19 protein-coding genes and 1 tRNA gene are annotated in these 17,833 nt (G+C 72.5%); 11 read left to right on the top strand and 9 right to left on the bottom strand.

Features of this window, described 5'->3' with window-relative positions:
* Positions 1 to 25: 25 nt before the first annotated feature.
* Positions 26 to 499: a hypothetical protein gene (locus GHR20_RS05290; protein WP_243877943.1), complete on the top strand. Its 474-nt coding sequence runs from the start codon at positions 26 to 28 to the stop codon at positions 497 to 499.
* Here the strand turns inward: GHR20_RS05290 and GHR20_RS05295 are convergent.
* The 3 genes from GHR20_RS05295 to GHR20_RS05305 all read right to left on the bottom strand — a co-directional run bounded on the left by GHR20_RS05295 (position 475) and on the right by GHR20_RS05305 (position 4,035).
* Entirely contained in the window at positions 475 to 2,649 is a 2,175-nt protein-coding gene (locus tag GHR20_RS05295) for a hypothetical protein (protein ID WP_153812419.1), read from the bottom strand. The two genes, GHR20_RS05290 and GHR20_RS05295, sit on opposite strands and share 25 nt — an antisense overlap.
* Positions 2,650 to 3,460: 811 nt before the next feature.
* Positions 3,461 to 3,622: a hypothetical protein gene (locus tag GHR20_RS05300; RefSeq protein ID WP_153812420.1), complete on the bottom strand. Its 162-nt coding sequence runs from the start codon at positions 3,620 to 3,622 to the stop codon at positions 3,461 to 3,463.
* A complete protein-coding gene (locus tag GHR20_RS05305; RefSeq protein ID WP_153812421.1) occupies positions 3,619 to 4,035 on the bottom strand; it encodes an ATP-binding protein in 417 nt (138 codons plus the stop codon). Before GHR20_RS05305 ends, GHR20_RS05300 begins: the two co-directional genes overlap by 4 nt.
* 151 nt (positions 4,036 to 4,186) lie before the next feature.
* On the opposite strand from GHR20_RS05305, the gene GHR20_RS05310 reads away from it, so the two are divergent.
* Both GHR20_RS05310 and GHR20_RS05315 read left to right on the top strand, forming a co-directional pair.
* Entirely contained in the window at positions 4,187 to 5,437 is a 1,251-nt protein-coding gene (locus GHR20_RS05310) for a helix-turn-helix transcriptional regulator (RefSeq protein ID WP_153812422.1), read from the top strand.
* 366 nt (positions 5,438 to 5,803) lie between these two features.
* Positions 5,804 to 5,992: a tyrosine-type recombinase/integrase gene (locus GHR20_RS05315; protein WP_194858813.1), complete on the top strand. Its 189-nt coding sequence runs from the start codon at positions 5,804 to 5,806 to the stop codon at positions 5,990 to 5,992.
* Between the two features lie 90 nt (positions 5,993 to 6,082).
* Here GHR20_RS05315 and GHR20_RS05320 read toward each other — a convergent pair.
* Positions 6,083 to 6,156: transfer RNA gene (locus GHR20_RS05320), tRNA-Pro, on the bottom strand.
* Positions 6,157 to 6,261: 105 nt separating this feature from the next.
* Here GHR20_RS05320 and GHR20_RS05325 point away from each other — a divergent pair.
* Together GHR20_RS05325 and cobF are read left to right on the top strand one after the other, a co-directional pair.
* Positions 6,262 to 6,768 (top strand): DUF309 domain-containing protein, encoded by a 507-nt coding sequence (locus GHR20_RS05325; protein WP_153812423.1) that lies wholly within the window; start codon positions 6,262 to 6,264, stop codon positions 6,766 to 6,768.
* A 70-nt stretch (positions 6,769 to 6,838) separates the two neighbouring features.
* Positions 6,839 to 7,639 (top strand): precorrin-6A synthase (deacetylating), encoded by an 801-nt coding sequence (cobF, locus tag GHR20_RS05330; protein WP_153812424.1) that lies wholly within the window; start codon positions 6,839 to 6,841, stop codon positions 7,637 to 7,639.
* A 27-nt stretch (positions 7,640 to 7,666) separates the two neighbouring features.
* Here the strand turns inward: cobF and GHR20_RS05335 are convergent, their stop codons facing one another.
* A complete protein-coding gene (locus GHR20_RS05335; RefSeq protein ID WP_153812425.1) occupies positions 7,667 to 8,482 on the bottom strand; it encodes a cobalt-precorrin-6A reductase in 816 nt (271 codons plus the stop codon).
* Between the two features lie 198 nt (positions 8,483 to 8,680).
* Between GHR20_RS05335 and GHR20_RS05340 the strand changes: the two genes are divergently transcribed.
* Complete coding sequence (locus tag GHR20_RS05340; protein ID WP_153812426.1) at positions 8,681 to 9,595, top strand: aldo/keto reductase; 915 nt, start codon at positions 8,681 to 8,683, stop codon at positions 9,593 to 9,595.
* Here GHR20_RS05340 and GHR20_RS05345 read toward each other — a convergent pair.
* The 3 genes from GHR20_RS05345 to GHR20_RS05355 form a co-directional block, all read right to left on the bottom strand.
* The gene (locus GHR20_RS05345) at positions 9,592 to 10,371 is read right to left on the bottom strand and encodes a sulfite exporter TauE/SafE family protein (protein WP_153812427.1); all 780 of its coding nucleotides are present in this window, start codon (positions 10,369 to 10,371) and stop codon (positions 9,592 to 9,594) included. The genes GHR20_RS05340 and GHR20_RS05345 overlap by 4 nt on opposite strands.
* A 90-nt stretch (positions 10,372 to 10,461) precedes the next feature.
* A complete protein-coding gene (locus tag GHR20_RS05350; protein WP_153812428.1) occupies positions 10,462 to 11,970 on the bottom strand; it encodes a long-chain fatty acid--CoA ligase in 1,509 nt (502 codons plus the stop codon).
* 111 nt (positions 11,971 to 12,081) lie between these two features.
* A complete protein-coding gene (locus GHR20_RS05355; RefSeq protein ID WP_111584173.1) occupies positions 12,082 to 13,269 on the bottom strand; it encodes a thiolase family protein in 1,188 nt (395 codons plus the stop codon).
* Between the two features lie 155 nt (positions 13,270 to 13,424).
* Between GHR20_RS05355 and GHR20_RS05360 the strand changes: the two genes are divergently transcribed.
* The 5 genes from GHR20_RS05360 (at position 13,425) to GHR20_RS05380 (ending at position 16,816) form a co-directional block, all read left to right on the top strand.
* Positions 13,425 to 14,234: an alpha/beta hydrolase gene (locus GHR20_RS05360; protein ID WP_148025406.1), complete on the top strand. Its 810-nt coding sequence runs from the start codon at positions 13,425 to 13,427 to the stop codon at positions 14,232 to 14,234.
* A 165-nt stretch (positions 14,235 to 14,399) separates the two neighbouring features.
* Complete coding sequence (locus GHR20_RS05365; RefSeq protein WP_111584171.1) at positions 14,400 to 14,876, top strand: DNA starvation/stationary phase protection protein; 477 nt, start codon at positions 14,400 to 14,402, stop codon at positions 14,874 to 14,876.
* A gap of 64 nt (positions 14,877 to 14,940) precedes the next feature.
* A complete protein-coding gene (locus GHR20_RS05370) occupies positions 14,941 to 15,285 on the top strand; it encodes a DUF3140 domain-containing protein (protein WP_153812429.1) in 345 nt (114 codons plus the stop codon).
* Positions 15,286 to 15,320: 35 nt separating this feature from the next.
* Positions 15,321 to 15,968, top strand: coding sequence for an endonuclease (locus GHR20_RS05375; protein ID WP_148025404.1), 648 nt, complete (start codon positions 15,321 to 15,323; stop codon positions 15,966 to 15,968).
* Positions 15,969 to 16,012: 44 nt separating this feature from the next.
* Entirely contained in the window at positions 16,013 to 16,816 is an 804-nt protein-coding gene (locus GHR20_RS05380) for an SAM-dependent methyltransferase (RefSeq protein WP_153812430.1), read from the top strand.
* Positions 16,817 to 16,903: 87 nt separating this feature from the next.
* Here GHR20_RS05380 and GHR20_RS05385 read toward each other — a convergent pair whose 3' ends face one another.
* Positions 16,904 to 17,758 (bottom strand): Cof-type HAD-IIB family hydrolase, encoded by an 855-nt coding sequence (locus tag GHR20_RS05385; protein WP_153812431.1) that lies wholly within the window; start codon positions 17,756 to 17,758, stop codon positions 16,904 to 16,906.
* Positions 17,759 to 17,833: the final 75 nt, after the last annotated feature.

Genomic DNA, 17,833 nt, shown 5'->3' on the forward strand with positions numbered 1-17,833 from the left:
ACCTGCGCCGACATGGGCATACTGGGTGAACCGCGAGGAGCTGGAGGTCATGGACGCCCGGGTGTTCACCGAGCTGCGCCGCCCGCCGCGCGCCGTGCCGCTGCTCCAGGACGTACCGGCTCGCTACGACGCCACGCACGCCCGGGAAGTGGCGCTGCACCGGTCATGGCCGGCCGTAGCACTGGCCGACGCGAACGAGCCCGAGCAGGCCGCCGACGAGGCCCGCCGTGTCATCGACACGTCCGGGGACCTCTCCTCGGAGCGCACGGCGGCGCGTGCCCGTACGGCCCTGCATCGGTTGAAGGAGTACGAGGACGTACCCGAGGCGCGCGACGTGCGGTGCGACTACAGACACTTGTTGCTCGCCCAGGCTCGGAGAAGTCGGCCGACCTGCTCGGCCGGCCTTGATCAACAGTGTGGGAACGACAACGCCGCCCCCGGTGCCGGGGGCGGCGTGCGGTGTGTCGGTGTGCGTCAGCGCGCGTCGATCAGGCTGTAGGTGCTCCCGTCGGGCAGGCCGGCGATCTTGACGCTGGTGGCTGCCAGCGGGCGGTTGTACGTTCCGCGCGGCGCGCCGAACCCGGTCCACTGGCCGTCGGCCCGGCGCAGGTTGTGCCAGGTGTTGCCGTCCATGCCGACGGCGAGGAGCTGGGTGGCACCGTCCGGCGTGGCGGAGATCGCGACGGACGTGGCCTGCATCGCCTGTCCGGGCGCCCACTGCGGCGTGTTCCAGCCGGAGTTGACCCGTTGCGCGTTCTGGGTCATGTGCCAGATGTTGCCGTCCTGGCCGATCGCGGCGATCTGGAGGGTGTAGTCCCGGGTCGCCGTGATCGAGAGGTCCTTGCCGGCGAAGGTGGCGGCGCCACCGACACCGGGCAGCGTCTGCCAGCCCGACTGCTCCCATATGCCGTTCATGTAGCGCTCGGTCAGGCGCATGGCACCGTCCCGGCCGTACACGAGCACCTTGATGGAGTTGTTCGGCAGGCCGGTGACGGCGACGTCCTTGGCCTTCATGACGCCCTTGCCGGTGCCGTCCCCGACGCCGGCCCAGCCACCCTCCTGCCAGGAGCCGTCCGGCTTGCGCAGGGTGTGCAGCAGGTTGCCGTCCTTGTCGACGGCGAGCGCCTGGAGCGTGCCGTTGGGGGTGCTGGTGAGGGCGAGCGGGCCGCCGTTCAGCTGCTGGTCGACGGCGTCGCTGTTGAGGCGGTTCCAGCCCTGCCACGAGCCGTTGGAGAAACGGATGTTGTGGTAGAGGTGCTTGTCGTTGCCGTAGGCGAGGAACTGCAGGTCGCCGTCGGGCATGGCCGCCACCGCGCGCTCACCGCCGGCGAACTCCAGCGCGCCGTAGGCGCCGGGCAGGGCCTCGGCGGCGCTCCAGGTGCCGTCGGCGCGGCGCTGGGTGCCCACCAGGGTGCCGGGTGCCGTGGTCGGGGTGTTGTTGGCGATGATGGCCGCGTTGATGTACCCCGAGCCCCTGATGGGGCCCCTGCCGTCACCCATGTTGACGTTGTCGTACGCCACGATGTTGGTGTTCCTGGCGATGCTGGAGTAGCGCCATTCGCCCTCCAGCTTCTTCACCAGGTTGTAGTTGTGCTGACGGGCCAGGTAGAGCATGTAGGGGACGCCGTCGCCGCCCCTGAAGTTCATGCCGTTGTTGGCGACGTCGTAGGCCGCGTCGGGGATGGCGAGCGTGGAGTCGACGTTGCCGGAGAGCGCGAAGAACGTGTCCGGCGTGCCCAGGTCGGTGCTCAGCACCTGCTGGTCGCGGTCGAGCGCCGTGCGGCTGATCTTGTCGATCGCCGGGTCCGACGAGAAGGGGTGCGTCACCGCCTCCTTGATGAGGCCGCCCCAGTCCTTGTCCTCGACGTAGCTCTCGCGGCCGTCGATGCGGCTCTCCGGCCAGTCCCAGGGCTCGTCCGTGCTGTTGGTGGTGTCGAGCAGGATGACGTTGGCGCCGGCCGCCATGTACTGGTTGTACGTGGAGGAGGGCGTCAGCTTGTTCTTGTCGGCCATGCGGGAGGTGCCGATCGCCTTGGCCAGCAGCTCGACGGCTTCCTTGTTGTCCGCGGCCTCGGACTCCTTCGGGACGGAGGTGCGCAGATCGATCGTGACGATCTCCTCCGGGTGGTCGCGGATCCAGGCGGCGATGTCGTTGATCTCGCCCTTCTGCCCGGTGGCGGGGTCGTCGAAGAACAGACCGCCCAGCGGACCGCCGTGGTACGTGTACCACTTGCCGTTCTGCTTGCACAGCCGCAGGTCGAGATAGCGCGAGCCGGCGTCGAGCTGGGCCTTGATGGGGCCCGACTGCGTGACCGAGATGGCGGCGGCGATCTGCGGGTACTTCCGCGCCATCGACGCTTCGCTCGCGGTGTCGCAGACGCCCGACTTGTCGGTGATGCCCCACGTTCCCGCGTCGTGGCTGCCCGGCATCACGACCTTGTTGAGCGGCCGGTCGCCGATGACGTCGCGGATCTGGCCCATCCAGCGGTTCAGGAACAGGCTGTCCGGGTCGATCGGGTCGGGGGTGGAAGCGGTCGCGGTCGTGGCGCCGGCGGCGGTCGCCGCCGGGGCGCCCGGCAGGCCGGCCACGGCGAGTCCGGCGGTGAGCATCACCAGGGTCAGGCCGCTGGAAGCCGTACGGCGTTTCAAGGCGCGAGGGTTCACTGCTGTCATCCGTTCTGCGAAGTCCCCCGCCAAAGACGCCTGGCGGAAGGGCCGGTCTGGAGAGCGCTCCAGGAAGGCGAAACGTACAGGCCAGGCCAGCCCCGGATGGAAATGAGGTTTCGCTGAGAAAAACGTGAAGACGGTGTGACCATCGCCCGTGGAAGCGGGGAGCACGCTCTTTACCCAGGTCGGCGCCCTGAAGTCGGGCCGCCGAAGCACCTGCTGACGTACCGACAGCCTTCCCCTGAATGCTCATCAGAAATGAGCGATCCGGGCGCCGGGGGAAGCCGACCGCCACGGCCTTCGCCGTCGGGGGCCCTCCTTGACCGAGCCCGCCATGACGCCTCGGGTGAAGTGCCTCTGGAAGGCGAAGAAGACGACAAGGGGATGCCGTCCCGTGATCGGCTTCGAGGCGCCGGCTGCCAGTCGGTCTTCCTGACGGCCGCCAGGCGCTCGAACTCAGCAAGGTCGACCCCGCCCGGGTCAGCGGGTGGCAGAAGGTCCACAAGCAGGCCGACGACGAACTTCCCGGCCCCCCGGTTCCCTTTCCGGCCCCCGCAGTCTTTTCTCAAGTCGGGGCGACAGGATTTGAACCTGCGACCCGTTGACCCCCAGTGAACGAAACACAGTCCAGGGGGATCCGTGAGATCCAGGGAGAGCGGAAACATCCAGGTCAGCGCCAGATTCTCCGGCTCGTACCGCGCAGTGCGTGAGACCAGTGTGAGACGACCGTGAGACGAAACAGCCCCGGCTCGGTGGAGTTCACCGGCCGGGGCTTCGCCGCGCCTTGGGGCGGTCAGCTCTGCTCGTCGTCCTCGGACTCTGCGCCGACGGCGGGCGGCCCGGGTTCAGCAGGGGTCGTACTGATCCGCAGGCATCCGTCCGAGCCAAACAGCTCGATCAACTGCGACAGATGGGCGCGGGCCGCACTGCGGCCGGGGGTCTCTCCCGTGGTCACCCGCGCCCCTCCAGGTCCGCCCACACGATCTTGCCCCAGCGCCGCTCGTCCGTGCCCCAGTCGGCGGCCAGCGCCGCCACGAGACGCAGACCACGCCCGCCCTCGTTGCTGTCGTCGGCGTCGCGCTGCACCGGCCGCGCCCGGGAGAGATCCGCGACGCCGACACGCACCCGCGCGGCGCCAGGGCGGTCGATGACGACCCGGATGGACTCCCGCCGGGCGTGCTGCACGGCGTTGGCCACCAGCTCCGAGACGATCAGCGCCCCATCCTCGGCCAATGCGTCCAGCCCCCAGACGGCACAGGCGGTACGAAGCAGTCGCCGCGCGGTGGCTGCGCTCTCGGGCTGCCTCGGCAGGGTCTCGCTGTACCCGGGGTGCCCGGTCTGGCGGGCCCGGGTTGTAGGTTGCGGCATGTCGGTCTGCTTCCTTCAGATCGGCCGGCCCCGGGGCCGTTCGCGCGGTCGCCGGGGCGCTTCGCGTTCAGGTAACCGGGGTGCGTGATCATGCGGAGGAGCCAACCAGGAGGCCAGGGAGGGGCCACACTGGATACGGAAGGGGGCCACCATGAGCGACACCACCGAGCGACGCCGCGAGTTCGGCGCCTACCTCGCCGGTCTGCGGCGGCACTCCGGCCGCTCGCAGCGGCAGTTCGCCGCCGTGCTGTGCGCCGTGTCGGGCGCCCAGTCGATCACGCGGAACGAGGTCTCCCGGTGGGAGCGCGGGGAGCGCATCCCGGACGTGTGGCTCTCCACCTTCGCCCAGGTGCTGGGCGTGCCGCTGCGTGAGCTGGAGCAGGCCGCCGCGTACGCCCGGGGGGACGCTCAGGCCACCCTTCCCGGGGTCGCGGCCACCCTCGCGGACCTGCTGCCCGACGGGGACGCGCTGGAGCCCCTGGCGACCCCTTGTGGCCGTCGGATCGGCACCACCACCGTGGACAGCCTGGCGGCTCGCGTCCACGGCCTCCGGCTCGCGGACGATGTGCTGTCCGGCGGTGACCTGATCGCCCCCGCCTTCCGTGAGCTGCGCGCCGCCGTCCGCCTGTACCGCGGGTCCGAGCACTCCGAGGAAACGGGGCGCGGCCTGCTCGTGCAGATGGGGGAGTTGGGCCAGATCGCCGGATGGATCGCCTCGGACGCCGGTCGGAATGAGGACGCGGAGCACGCTTACCGACTCGGTCTCTCGGCCGCCCGCCAGGCCGGGGACGCGCCGCTGGTGGCACAGCTCGCGGGCAGCCTCGGCTACCACCTGACGAACAGCGGCCGGGAACGGGAGGGCCTGGACCTGGCGAAGGCAGCCGTCACGGAGGCCGGGCCGGACGCTCCGGCCACAACCCGCGCCCTGTTCCTGGACCGCGTGGCGTGGGCGCATACACGTGCCGGGGAGGCGCAACCGGCCCTGCGGGCGCTCGGGGAGGCCCACGCCGCCCTGGACGCCACGGACGGCCCTCCCGCGCCGACGTGGGCCTACTGGGTGAACCGCGAGGAGCTGGAGGTCATGGACGCCCGGGTGTTCACCGAGCTGCGCCGCCCGCTGCGCGCGGTACCGCTGCTCCAGGACGTGCTGGGACGCTACGACGCCACGCACGCCCGGGAGGTCGCGCTGTACCGCTCATGGTTGGCCGTGGCGCTGGCCGACGCGAACGAGCCCGAGCAGGCCGCCGACGAGGCGCGCCGCGTCATCGACACGTCCGGCGATCTTTCCTCGGAGCGCACGGCGGAGCGGGCCCGGACGGTCCTCCACCGGCTGAAGGATTACGAGGACGTGCCCGAGGCCCGCGAAGTGCTCACCGACCACGGGCATCTGCTGCTCGCCTGATCACAGCGGTCGCCCTAGACCGACGCCGACCAGCGGCGCGATCGTTCTCCACCCTTCCACCGGGGGATCGTGACCAGGGTCCGCAGCGTTGGACGGTGGATCGGTGGTAGCGGGCTGGCTTAGCGTTTACACGCTAGGAAGCCGCAGCTCACACGGGCTGCGGCTTCCGTGCGTTCAGGCGTCGGGAAGTTCCGGCCGCGCCTCGGTGGCCATGCCCCGCAGGAGGCCAGCCATCACCTCCGGCACCTGGGCCCACTGCTTTCGTTGTCCACCTCCCCGTAGGTGCACAGGAACTCGGCAGTGGCCTCACGGCGTTGTGCGGCGGCCCGCACCTGCGGTGCTGCGCCACCACGCATCCGACGGAAGGTGCGGTTGTACGACGCGCGGCACGCCCGCCTGTCGTGGATGGCCAACAACGGGGTGCCGGACACGGTGGTCTCCGCGTGGGCCGGTCACTCGGACCTCGGGTTCACGAAGCGGACCTACGTGCACCCCGACCCGCAGTCGCTCAGGGCGGGTTCGGAGAAGCTGGCCGAACTGCTCGGCCGACCTTGATCAACAGCGCTTGTGAGAAATTGTGAGACGGCGCCCCTGGAAACGATCAAGAGGGGCCCCGAAGGACCCCTCTGACCTTGTACTTCACCGTCGGGACGACAGGATTTGAACCTGCGACCCCTTGACCCCCAGTCAAGTGCGCTACCAAGCTGCGCCACGTCCCGATGCGCTGACTCGCGGTGGACCGCGTGTCGCGCGAAGAGAACTTTACCGCACGGGCGGGGGTGCGCAGGAAGGGGCTCGGGGTGGGGGCGGGGAGAATCGGCGGTATGACGAACGCGGGTGACGGCGAGGCGAGGGACCGGGACGCGGAGGGGCGGGCCCGCAGTGCGCGGCCGCGGGACGGGCTCGGGCGGCCGTTGCCGTACGGCGCCGAGGGGGTGCCGCGGCAGCCGGAGGGTGTCGTCAGGGCGCCCCGCGAGACGGTCGCGGAGGCTCAGGCGCTGCTCGACGCGGGCCGGCCGTTCCACGCGCACGAGGTGTTCGAGGACGCCTGGAAGTCGGGGCCCGAGGACGAGCGCGCCCTGTGGCGGGGGCTGGCCCAGCTGGCGGTGGGGCTCACCCACGCGGCCCGGGGCAACGCGGTCGGCGGGGCGCGGCTGCTGCGGCGCGGCGCGGGCGCGGTCGAGGAGTGGGAGCGGGGCAGCGGCGAGGACCGGCCGTACGGGGTGGATCTCGCCGGGGTCGTCCGGTGGGCGCGGGAGCTGGCCGGGAGGGTGGAGGCCGGGGGCGGGCCCGTGGACGCCGTGGTGGAGGCGCCCAGGCTCGGGCCCTGACGTCCGCCCGGCGGCGGCTCGTGCGGAGCCGGTGGGCCCGTTGTCAGTGGCGTACGGCAGACTCGGTGGCGTGCGAGAGATTCATGTCATCGGTATCGGCGCGGGCGACCCCGAGCAGCTGACCCTCCAGGCGGTCAGGGCGCTGCGCGGCACGGATGTGTTCTTCCTGCTCGACAAGGGCGCGGAGAAAAGCGACCTCACCCGGCTTCGCCTGGACATATTGGACGCGCATCTGCCCGAGGGCTCGTACCGGGTGGTCGAGGCCCGGGATCCGGAGCGGGACCGCAGGGCGGGCGGGTCGGCGTACTCTCCGGCCGTCGGGGACTGGCGCAGCGCCCGCGCCGGTATCTACGAGCGGATGATCGCCGAGGAGTTGGGCGAGGACCAGACCGGCGCCTTCCTGGTCTGGGGTGACCCGGCGCTGTACGACAGCACGATCGGGATTCTGGACGAGGTGCTGGCGCGGGGCGCGGTCTCCTTCGGGTACGACGTGGTGCCCGGTGTCAGCAGCGTCTCCGCGCTGGTCGCCCGTCATCGCACCGGCCTGAACCGGGTCGCCCGGCCCGTGCAGATCACCACCGGGCGGCGGCTCGCCGAGGGCTTCCCCCAGGGGGTGGACGACGTGGTCGTGATGCTCGACGCGCACCAGACCTTCCGGCATTACGCGGACGAGGACATCGACATCTACTGGGGCGCCTACATAGGCACCCCGGACGAGATCCTCGTCTCCGGACCCCTCGCCGAGGCGGGCCCCGAGATCGAGCGGGTGCGGGCGGAGGCCCGGGAGCGCAAGGGGTGGATCATGGACACGTATCTGCTGCGGCGCAATCCCGGGAACCCCGGGAGCCCCGGCAACCCCGGGGAGCGGTAGCCCGGTTCGGGCAGCTCGCTCGGCCGGCTAAAGCCGCCCGGTTCCGTCGGTCCCCCCGGCTCCCTCGGCTTCCGCCGGTCCGAGGCCCAGCCGACGCAGCACCGCCGCCCCGTCGGGCACCGCCGTCACCCCTTCCGGCAGCGCCGGCCGGCGTACGACCACCACGGGGAGCCCGAGTTCCCTGGCGGCCGTGAGTTTCGCCGCCGTGGCCTCGCCGCCGCTGTCCTTGGTGACCAGGACGTCGATGCGGTGCGCCCGCAGCAGTTCCCGTTCGCCGGCGACGGTGAACGGGCCGCGGGCGAGGAGGATTTCGGTGTCCGGGGGCAGCGGCGGGTCGGGCCGTTCCACCGAGCGCACCAGGAAGTGCCGGCCGGTCAGGTGGGCGAAGGCGGCGAGGCCGAGGCGCCCGGTGGTGAGGAACACCCGGTCGCCGAGGCCGGGCAACGCCTCTGCGGCCGCGGCCAGGGACGGGACGTCGTACCAGCGGTCGCCCGGGACGGGCTGCCAGCCGGGGCGGCGCAGTACGACCATCGGGACCCCGGTGGCCGCCGCCGCGCGGGCCGCGTTCGCCGTGATCGAGCCGGCGAACGGGTGGGTGGCGTCGACCAGCGCGTCCACCCGGTGCGCCCGCAGCCACTGCGCCAGCCCCTCGGCTCCGCCGAAGCCCCCGATCCGTACCTCCCCCGCCGGCGCTTCCGGCCGGGCGGTGCGCCCGGCCAGGGAGGTGGTCACCCGGATCCCGGCGGGGTGCGCGGCCAGAGCGGCGGCGAGGCGGCGGGCCTCGGCGGTGCCGCCCAGGACGAGGACGTGGCGTCGCGGGGGCGGCGGGGGCGGTACGGGCATGAGAGTGAGCGTATCGGCAGGTCAGGGGGGCGGAGAAACGCGTGCCGTACCGTGCCTGCCCAGTAGGGTCAACGGCCGGGCGGCCAGGGTTGGTTCCCGCGGCGGTGGTGATATTTCGCCCGGCCCATCACCCTGTCGCGGCATGCCGGGGACACCTCATACTCCAGGACCTGATCAGCACACGGTCCGAGGAGCAGGATGAACACAGCGGCGACGGCGGGGACGTGGAAGCTCGGGGACCTGGAGGTGAACCGCGTCGGCTACGGCGCGATGCGGCTGACGGGCAACGGAATGATGGGGAACTCCGACGGCCCGCCGATCGACCGCGCCGCCGCCGTCGCCCTGCTGCACCGCGCGTTCGCGCTGGGGGTCGACCACCTCGACACGGCCGCCTTCTACTTCTCCCCGCTGCGGTCCGCGAACGAGCTGGTCAGCCGCGCCCTCGCGGGCTGGGACGGCGAGGTGACCGTGGCGACCAAGGTCGGGCCGGGCCGGGACGCCGGCGGTGAGTGGCTGCCCATGGCGCGCCCCGACCAGCTGCGCGGGCAGGTCGAGGAGAATCTGCGCCAGCTCGGCCGGGACCGGCTGGACGTGGTGTATCTGCGCCGTAACGGCCCCGGCATGGAGTCGGTCGCCGAACACTTCGGCGCCCTGGCCGAGTTGCGCCGGGCGGGCCTGATCCGGCACCTCGGGCTCTCGAACGTCCGCCCGGAGCACGTGACCGAGGCCCTGGCGATCGCGCCCGTGGTCGCCGTGCAGAACTCCTACGGCCTGGACTGGCGCCGCGCCGACGAGAGCGGGCTGGTGGACCTGTGCGGGGAGCGGGGCATCGCCTTCGTGCCGTTCTTCGCCGTCTCCGGTCTGCGGCGCGAGGCGTCCGCGGGCCGGGAGAGCGACGCGCGGGTCCGTTCCGTCGCCCGCGCCCACGGCGCCACACCGGCCCAGGTGCGGCTCGCCTGGACCCTGCATCGCGGGCCGCATGTGCTGGCCATCCCCGGCACCACCGACCCGGCCCATCTCGCGGAGAACGTCGGGGCCGGAGCCCTGCGGCTGTCCGGGGAGGACCTGGCCCTGCTCGGGAGCCCGCCGGCCGGGGGTGACGACGCGTCCTAGCCCAGCAGCAGTTGGAGGCCGCCCACCACCGTCGCCGCGATCACCAGCCGGTCGAAGAGCCGTTGGTCGATCCGGGGCACGGCCCAGCGGCCGAGGAGGGCGCCGGGGAGGACGAACAGCACGAGCGCGGCGTCGAGGAGCAGGGAGCGGGTGTCGATCAGGCCGAGGGCGGCGCTGAAGGGCACCTTGGAGACGTTGACGATGAGAAAGAAGAAGGCCGAGGTGCCGAGGAAGCCCAGTTTCCGGAAGCCGGCGGAGAGCAGGTACATGGACATCACGGGGCCGCCCGCGTTGGCGACCATCGTGGTGAATCCGCCGAGCACGCCGTAGGAGCGGGCCCTCAGCCGGCCGGTGGGGGTCGTCACCGCGTCCGGGGCGTCGTCCTCGTCCGCGTTCTCCCGGCGCCGGCGCCACAGGGTGACGCCGGTCATCAGCAGCAGGATCGCGCCGATCGAGGTCCGTACGATCCCGTCGTCGGCCCACATCAGGAACAGCGTGCCGATCACCACGCCCGCCGCGACGGCCGGGAACAGCCGCCACAGGGTGGGCCAGTGGGCGTGCCGCCGGTAGGTGAGGACGGCCAGCACGTCCCCGGCGATCAGGAGGGGCAGCAGGATTCCGGTGGAGGCGCGGGCGGGCAGGATCGCCGCGAAGACGGCGAGGCTGATCGTGTTGGCGCCGCTCACCGCGGTCTTGGAGAAGCCCACGAGAAGGGCCGCGAGGGCGAGGGCGGCGAACTCCCAGCCGGACAGGTGCCAGAGCGTCATCATGTTCATGCGGGGACCGATGCTATGCGCGGGGACCCATGCCGTGCGCGGGGACCCATGCCCTGCGCGGGCACCGGTCCCGTACACGGGCGGTGTGCGTCAGCCCGCGTACCGCGTCCGCAGTTCCCGCTTGAGCACCTTCATGCTCGGCCCGAGCGGCAGTTCTCCGGCGAACTCCACGCGCCGCGGGTACTTGTGGCGGCCCAGGTGCTCCTTGGACCACTCGATGACGGCGCCGGCGTCGAGGTCGCCGTCCGGTGCCGGGACGACGATCGCGCAGACCTCCTCGCCGTGCAGTTCGTCGGGCAGGCCGATGACGGCGACCTGGGCGATGCCGGGGTGCCGTACCAGGACCTCCTCGACCTCGCGCGGGTAGACGTTGTAGCCGCCGCGGATGATGACGTCCTTCTTGCGGTCGACGATCGTGAGGAAGCCCTGCTCGTCCTTGGTGCCGAGGTCGCCGGTGCGGAACCAGCCGTCGACCAGGGCCTCGGCGGTGGCCTCCGGGCGGCCGAGGTAGCCGGAGAAGACGTTGTGGCCGCGGATGACGACCTCGCCCAGCTCGCCGGGCGGCAGCAGTTCGATCCGGCCCTCCACCTCGGCGCGCGCGATCTCCGCGTCGACGCCCCACAGCGGGTGCCCGATGGTGCCGGCCCTGGTGCCGAAGTCCGGCTGGTTGACGGTGGCCGTCGGCGAGGTCTCCGACAGCCCGTACCCCTCGTAGATCCGCGCGCCGAACGCGGCCTCGAAGCGTTCCAGCACGGCGACGGGCAGCGAGGCGCCGCCGGAGATGCAGACCCGCAGCGTGGGCAGGACGTCGGCGTCCGCGGCGGCCGCGGCGAGCGCGACGAACATGGTGGGCACGCCGTGGAAGGTGTTGATGTTCTCCTTCACCATCAGCTCGATCGCGCGGGCCGCGTCGAACCGGGGCAGCAGCACCAGCGTGGCGCCCGCCCGCCAGGTGGAGTTGAGCGAGACGGTCTGCCCGAACGCGTGGAAGAGGGGCAGCGCGCCGAGGGCGATGTCGTCGGGGCGGACGTCGTTGGCGTCGAAGGCGCAGACGGTCGCGTTCATCACCAGGTTGAAGTGGCTGAGCACGGCGCCCTTGGGGACGCCGGTGGTGCCGCTGGTGTAGAGGATCACGGCCGGGTCGTCGGCGGCCCGGGTGGCGTACGTGGCCGGCGGCTCGGCCTCGGCGGCGAGGGCGTCGAACTCCGCGCCCAGGGTGATCACGCGGACGCCGAGGGCGTCGGCCGCGGCCCGGCCCGTGGCGGCCTGCGCCGGGTGGACGAGGAGCAGCGTGGCGCCGCTGTCCTTGAGGACGTGCTCGATCTCGCCCGGGGACAGCAGCAGATGGACGGGGACGACGACACCGCCCGCCGCGGCGACGGCGTAGTAGGCGAGCGGGAACTTCGTGGTGTTCGGGGCCATGAGGGCGACCCGGTCGCCCGGCCGTATGCCGAGGGCGGTGAGCGCGCCCGCCTGGGCCAGCGCCGCCTGCCACGCATCGCCGAAGGTCAGCCGCCGCTCCCCTTCCACGAGTGCGATGTTGGCCGGGCGGCGCCTGGCGTTCTCGGCCAGGATGGCGGCGACGGACAGGGTTGCCATGGAGTGCGGCTCCGTTTCCTTGCTGCGGCTCGGCGCGCCGAACCGGTCGTACGGTCGTTCCCGCGGCGGGAATCCCCCTGTGCCCGGAGGGATTCCCGCACCGGGTGGTTGCTAGTGCCTCTCGACCAGCACCGCGCTGCCCTGGCCCACGCCCACGCACATGGTGGCCAGGCCGCGTTCGGCGCCGGTGCGGCGCATGCGGTGGAGCAGGGTGGTCAGGATACGGGCGCCGGAGGAGCCGAGGGGGTGGCCGAGGGCGAGGGCGCCGCCGGTGGGGTTGATCAGGCCGGGGTCGATGCCGAGCTGGTCGACGCAGGCGAGGACCTGGGCGGCGAACGCCTCGTTGAACTCGGCCTCCTGGAGGTCGCCGACCTGCCAGCCGGCCCGTGCGAGCACCTTGCGGGTGGCGGGCACCGGTCCGATGCCCATGACGTCGGGGTGGACGCCCGCGGAGGCGCCGGCGACATACCGGCCGAGGGATTCGAGGCCCAGTTCGCCGAGGGCCTCCTCGCTGACCAGGAGCAGACCCGCCGCGCCGTCGTTCATCGGCGAGGTGTTGCCCGCGGTGACCGTGCCGCCCGCGCGGTAGACCGGCTTGAGGCGGGCCAGCTTCTCCAGCGAGGTGTCCTCGCGGATGCACTCGTCCTGCTCGACCACGATGCCGTCGGGGCGTTCGACGGGCAGGATCTCGTCCGCGAACAGGCCGTTCTTGCGCGCCGCCGCGGCGAGTTGGTGGCTGCGCAGCGCGAACTCGTCCTGCCGCTCCCGGGAGATGCCGTGCCGGGTGGCGACCTCCTCGGCGGTCTCGCCCATGGCGAGCACGCCGTGCAGGTCCTTCATGGCGGGGTTGGTCAGGCGCCAGCCGAGCCGGGTGTCGAAGGTCTCCATCCGGTGCGGCAGGGCCTCGTCGGGGCGGGGCAGCACGAACGGGGCGCGGCTCATGGACTCGGAGCCGCCGGCGATCACGATGTCGGCCTCGCCCGCGGCGATGGTGCGGGCGGCCGTGGTGACGGCTTCGAGGCCGGAGGCGCACAGCCGGTTGACGGTGGCGCCGGGCACGGACTCGGGCAGGCCCGCGAGCAGGGCGGCCATCCGGGCGACGTTGCGGTTGTCCTCACCGGCCTGGTTGGCGGCGCCCCAGTAGACGTCGTCGATCCGGGCGGGGTCGAGCGTGGGCACCTCGGCGACCAGTTGGCGGATCACGGCCGCCGCGAGGTCGTCGGGCCGGACGGACGAGAGGGCGCCACGCAGCTTGCCGATGGGGGTACGGCGGGCTGCCGCGAAGTGGACGGGACGCACGGCTTCGACTCCTGACCTACGACGGTGTGGATCAGACGGTGTGGATCAGCGGACCGGAACAGCTCTTAATTAGCACTGCTAGTTTTGGACTATAGACCCAGCGACGGCCCCCTGGGAAGATCCTCCCGAACCGTACCGAGGCCGTTGGAGGAGAGATGCCCCACGTTCGCGCCCACGTCGTCGACGGCAGCCGCGGCGAACTCGCCGTCCGCGAGTGGGAGCACCCCGCGCCCCGCTTCCTCGCCCTGCTGGCGCACGGGTACGGCGAACACGCGGGCCGCTACGACGGGCTCGCCGCCGTCCTCACCGGGCACGGCGCCGCCGTGTACGCGCCCGACCACCTGGGGCACGGCCGCTCGGCCGGTGAGCGGGTGCTGATCGAGGACTTCGAGGACGTGGTCGCCGATGTGCGCCGCGCGGCCCATCTCGCCCGCGCCGCGCACCCGGGGCTGCCGCTGGTCCTGGTGGGCCACTCGATGGGCGGCCTGATCGCGGCCCGCTACGCGCAGCTGCACCGCGAGGAGTTGGCCGCGCTGATCCTGTCCGGGCCGGTGATCGGCGCCTGGGAGCTGCCGGGGCGGCTGCTGGCGCTGCCAAAGATCCCGGACACCCCGATCAGCCCGGGCGCGCTCTCCCGCGATCCGGCGGTGGGCGCCGCGTACGCCGCCGATCCGCTGGTCTGGCACGGGCCGATGAAGCGGCCCACCCTCCAGGCGTTCACGCGGACCCTGGACGCCGTGGCCGGGGGCGGCGCCGTGGCCGGGCTGCCGGTGCTGTGGCTGCACGGGGACGACGACCGGCTGGTGCCGCTGCCCGGGAGCCGGCCCGGCGTCGAACGGCTCGCCGGCGGCGATCTCACCGAGCGGATCTTCCCCGGGGCGCGGCACGAGGTGTTCCACGAGACGGTGCGTAAGGAGGCGTTCGCGGAGGTGACGCGGTTCCTGGACCGGGTGCTCACCCGTTGAGGCCAGACGCTCACCGGAACCGGGCGCCGGCCCGCTGAGCAGGGCTGTTTGCGTCCCCCGAACGCGGGGCACCCGCCTTTTCGGACGAGATCGTACGTCGCTTGTGCAAGGCGTACGACGCGGACGAGAACACGATGAACCCTGATGAAAGGGGACGTAGGAACCATGACCGTGGTGAAGAGCACGCTGACCGAGAAGGACCTCGGCGTCACCGCGCCCGCGCTCCAGGACACCCTGGTGGATCTGCTGGGCCTGTCGTTGATCGGGAAGCAGGCGCACTGGAACATCGTCGGTCCCCGGTTCCGCTCGATCCACCTCCAGCTGGACGAGGTGGTGGCGACGGCCCGCGCGCACTCCGACACGGTCGCCGAGCGTGCCGCCGCGCTGGGCGTGTCGCCGGACGGCCGGCCCGAGACGATCGCGGCGACCTTCGCGCTGCCCGGGACCAAGGACGGCTGGCTGCGGGACACCGAGGTGGTCGATCTGATGGTCTCGACCCTGGAGGCGGCCATCGGGCGGCTGCGCGAGCGGATCACGGCCACCGAGAAGGCCGATCCGGTGACGCAGGACCTGCTCATCTCCATCACCGCCGACCTGGAGAAGGAGCGGTGGATGTTCGCGGCGGAGAGCCAGGCGAACTGACACTTCCCGCACCGGCGGATCCGGCACCCGCCCCAGAGCGAAACCAGAGCGAAAGGGGAGCCCCGTGGCCGATGCCCTGGAGACCGAGGCGTTGTGGGCGGAGTTCCACCACGTGGTGAACATGACCTCGACAGAGCTCGCGGCCTGGCTCAGCGTCCGCGACGCCGAGGAGCACACGGAGCCGCTGCCCGACGAGACGGGCAGCGCGACCGGCCGGCACGTCCTCGCGATCCTCCAGAAGCGCCGCACCGATCTCACCGACGACGACGTCCGCGTGATGTTCGAGGTCGTGGACACCGTCGGTGATCTGGTGGACGGGGCGGACGGGCCGGAACCGGAGCGGTCGCCGCAGGCCACCCGGCGGCGGCACCGGCTGATGACGCTGGGCCACGACCCGCTCAAGCCGTAGCGGCAGCCGCGGTCCGGCGGTGAGGGAGTGACGCGATGAACCGGGACGAACGCGTCGTACGGGAGCTGGTGTCCGGGTACGGGCGGACCTACGCCGAGGAGGCGGGGATCCGGCTGGCGGACACCCCGCAGCCGCTGTACCGGCTGCTGGTGCTGTCACTGCTGCTGAGCGCCCGCATTCGGGCCTCGGTGGCGGTGGCCGCCGCCCGCGCCCTGCACGAGGACCGGCTGGACAGTCCGCGCCGGATGGCCGACGCGGACTGGCAGCAGCGGGTCGACGCGCTGGGCCGGGGCGGCTACCGGCGCTACGACGAGCGGACCGCCACCCAACTCGGTGACGGCGCGGAACTGTTGAGCGAGCGCTGGGGCGGGGATCTGCGCCGGCTGCACGAGGAGGCGCACGGCGACACCGGGGCGCTGAAGCGGCTGCTCCAGGAGGAGCCGGGGGTCGGCCCGGCGGGCGCCGACATCTTTCTGCGCGAGGCGCAGCGGGTCTGGCCGGAAGTGGGCCCCTATCTGGACGGCAAGGCCCTGGACGGCGCGGACCGGCTCGGCCTGCCGAAGGACCCGGACCGGCTGACGGAGCTGGCCGGGGACACCGAACCGGCCGTGCTGGCCGCCGCGTTGGTGCGGGCGGCGCTCGACAAGGACGTGGCCGAGGACTGCCTCCAGCGCGCCGCGTGATCATGCCAGACTGCTCTGCGTTCGTTTTGAGCGGAGGGCAGCACATGACGGGGACCGAGCCGATCACGCCGTACATCGACACCACGCGGCCGCATCCGGCGCGGGTGTACGACTGGTTCCTCGGCGGCAAGGACAACTATCCCGTCGACGAGGAGCTGGGCCGCCGGATCGCGGCGATCGACGACGGTGCCCTGCGCGGGGCGCGCGCCAACCGGGCGTTCATGCGCCGGGCCACCCGGGCGCTGGCCGAGGACGGCATCACCCAGTTCCTGGACATCGGCACCGGCATCCCCACCGAGCCCAATCTGCACCAGATCGCCCAGTCGGTGACGCCGGACGCGCGGGTGGTCTACGCCGACAACGACCCGATCGTGCTGGCTCACGCGGGCGCGCTGCTGCGCGGTACCCCCGAGGGCGTGACGGAGTACATCCAGGCCGACGCCCGTGAGCCCGGGACCATCCTCGAACGGGCCGCCGCCGTACTGGACCTCGGCCGCCCGGTCGCCCTCTCGCTCATCGCCCTGCTGCACTTCGTCGCCGACGAGGACGGCCCCCGGGAGATGGTGGCCACGCTCATGGCGGCGCTGGCGCCCGGCAGTTGCCTGGTGCTGTCGATGATGACGGGCGACTTCGAACCGGAGAACGTGGCGGAGGGCATCGCCGCCTACGCGGCGGGCGGGGTGACCCTGGTCGCCCGCTCCCGGGACGAAGTGGGCGCCTTCTTCAGGGGACTTCAGCTGCTGGAGCCGGGTGTCGTACCGGTCGCCGAGTGGCGTCCCGACCAGGCCCCGGACGGCGGCCGGCCCGTCTCGCTGTACGGCGCGGTGGCCCGCAAGCCGGCGAGCTGAGCCGCCGGGCCGCGCACACCCCGGCCCACGTCCCGACGCCCCGGCCCGCGTCCCCGGGACCCCGGCCCGCGTCCCGGAGTCCCGGCGCTACAGCCCGAGCACCCGGGAGATCGTCCGCAGGACGCCGTTCTCGTCGTTGGACGGGGCCAGATGGCGGGCGCGCGCCGCCACGTCCGGGTGGGCGTTGGCCATGGCGAAGGACCACTGGGCCGCGTCCATCATCTCCAGGTCGTTGAGGTAGTCGCCGAAGACCATGGTCTGGGCCGGGGTGATGCCGAGGGTCCGCTGGAGGGCGCGCAGCGCGGTGCCCTTGTTCGCGGTGCGGTTCATGACGTCGACCCAGTGCGCGCCGGAGACCACGACCTGGTGGGTGCCGGCGAAGGGGGCGAGCGCGGGGGCGGCGGAGCGTTCGGCGGAGTGGAAGTCGAAGACCGCGACCTTGATGAACTCGTCGTCCACCGCGGTGACGTCGTCGACGACACGGTGCTCGACGTAGTAGCGGCGCACCTCGGCGAGGAACGCCTCGTCGGTCCGCTCCACATAGGCCGCGCGCTTGCCGCAGACCACGGCGCCCGCGTCGCCGCCGGCCGCGTTCAGCCGCCGTACCGCCTCGGCGACCCCGGTCGCGGCCGTGCGCGCCAGCGGGTCGGAGCTGAGTTCGACGCCGTCGCGGACCACGTAGGTGCCGTTCTCGGCGATGAAGACCATGCCCTCGGCGACGTCCGCGAACTGCCGGGCCAGCGTGGCGTACTGGCGGCCGCTCGCGGGGCTGAACAGCACTCCCCGCCCGCGCAGTTCGGCGAGCATCGGCCCGAGGCCGGCCGGCATCCGCTGGTCGCCGTCCAGCAGGGTGCCGTCCATGTCGGTGACGATCAGCCGGATGTCCGCGGGGCCCGCGCCCGGGCCGGGCACGTCGAGGAGGGGCGTCGGTATGGCGGGCATGTCCTGCTTCCGGCCGGGGTCAGGGTACGCGTCCAGTGTCCCTCATGGGGGAGAACGTCCCCGAGCCACCCCGAA

The sequence above is a fragment of the Streptomyces sp. SUK 48 genome, assembly GCF_009650765.1.
In the GTDB taxonomy this organism is placed as follows: domain Bacteria; phylum Actinomycetota; class Actinomycetes; order Streptomycetales; family Streptomycetaceae; genus Streptomyces.

Bases quoted from the DNA above. Each gene is read 5' to 3' on its own strand.
- GHR20_RS05385 (WP_153812431.1), bottom strand. From the start codon at position 17,758: ATGCCCGCCATACCGACGCCCCTCCTCGACGTGCCCGGCCCGGGCGCG.
- GHR20_RS05305 (WP_153812421.1), bottom strand. From the start codon at position 4,035: ATGCCGCAACCTACAACCCGGGCCCGCCAGACCGGGCACCCCGGGTAC.
- GHR20_RS05345 (WP_153812427.1), bottom strand. From the start codon at position 10,371: ATGAACATGATGACGCTCTGGCACCTGTCCGGCTGGGAGTTCGCCGCC.
- GHR20_RS05335 (WP_153812425.1), bottom strand. From the start codon at position 8,482: ATGCCCGTACCGCCCCCGCCGCCCCCGCGACGCCACGTCCTCGTCCTG.
- GHR20_RS05360 (WP_148025406.1), top strand. From the start codon at position 13,425: ATGCCCCACGTTCGCGCCCACGTCGTCGACGGCAGCCGCGGCGAACTC.
- GHR20_RS05365 (WP_111584171.1), top strand. From the start codon at position 14,400: ATGACCGTGGTGAAGAGCACGCTGACCGAGAAGGACCTCGGCGTCACC.
- GHR20_RS05325 (WP_153812423.1), top strand. From the start codon at position 6,262: ATGACGAACGCGGGTGACGGCGAGGCGAGGGACCGGGACGCGGAGGGG.
- GHR20_RS05350 (WP_153812428.1), bottom strand. From the start codon at position 11,970: ATGGCAACCCTGTCCGTCGCCGCCATCCTGGCCGAGAACGCCAGGCGC.
- GHR20_RS05375 (WP_148025404.1), top strand. From the start codon at position 15,321: ATGAACCGGGACGAACGCGTCGTACGGGAGCTGGTGTCCGGGTACGGG.
- GHR20_RS05310 (WP_153812422.1), top strand. From the start codon at position 4,187: ATGAGCGACACCACCGAGCGACGCCGCGAGTTCGGCGCCTACCTCGCC.
- GHR20_RS05380 (WP_153812430.1), top strand. From the start codon at position 16,013: ATGACGGGGACCGAGCCGATCACGCCGTACATCGACACCACGCGGCCG.
- GHR20_RS05340 (WP_153812426.1), top strand. From the start codon at position 8,681: ATGAACACAGCGGCGACGGCGGGGACGTGGAAGCTCGGGGACCTGGAG.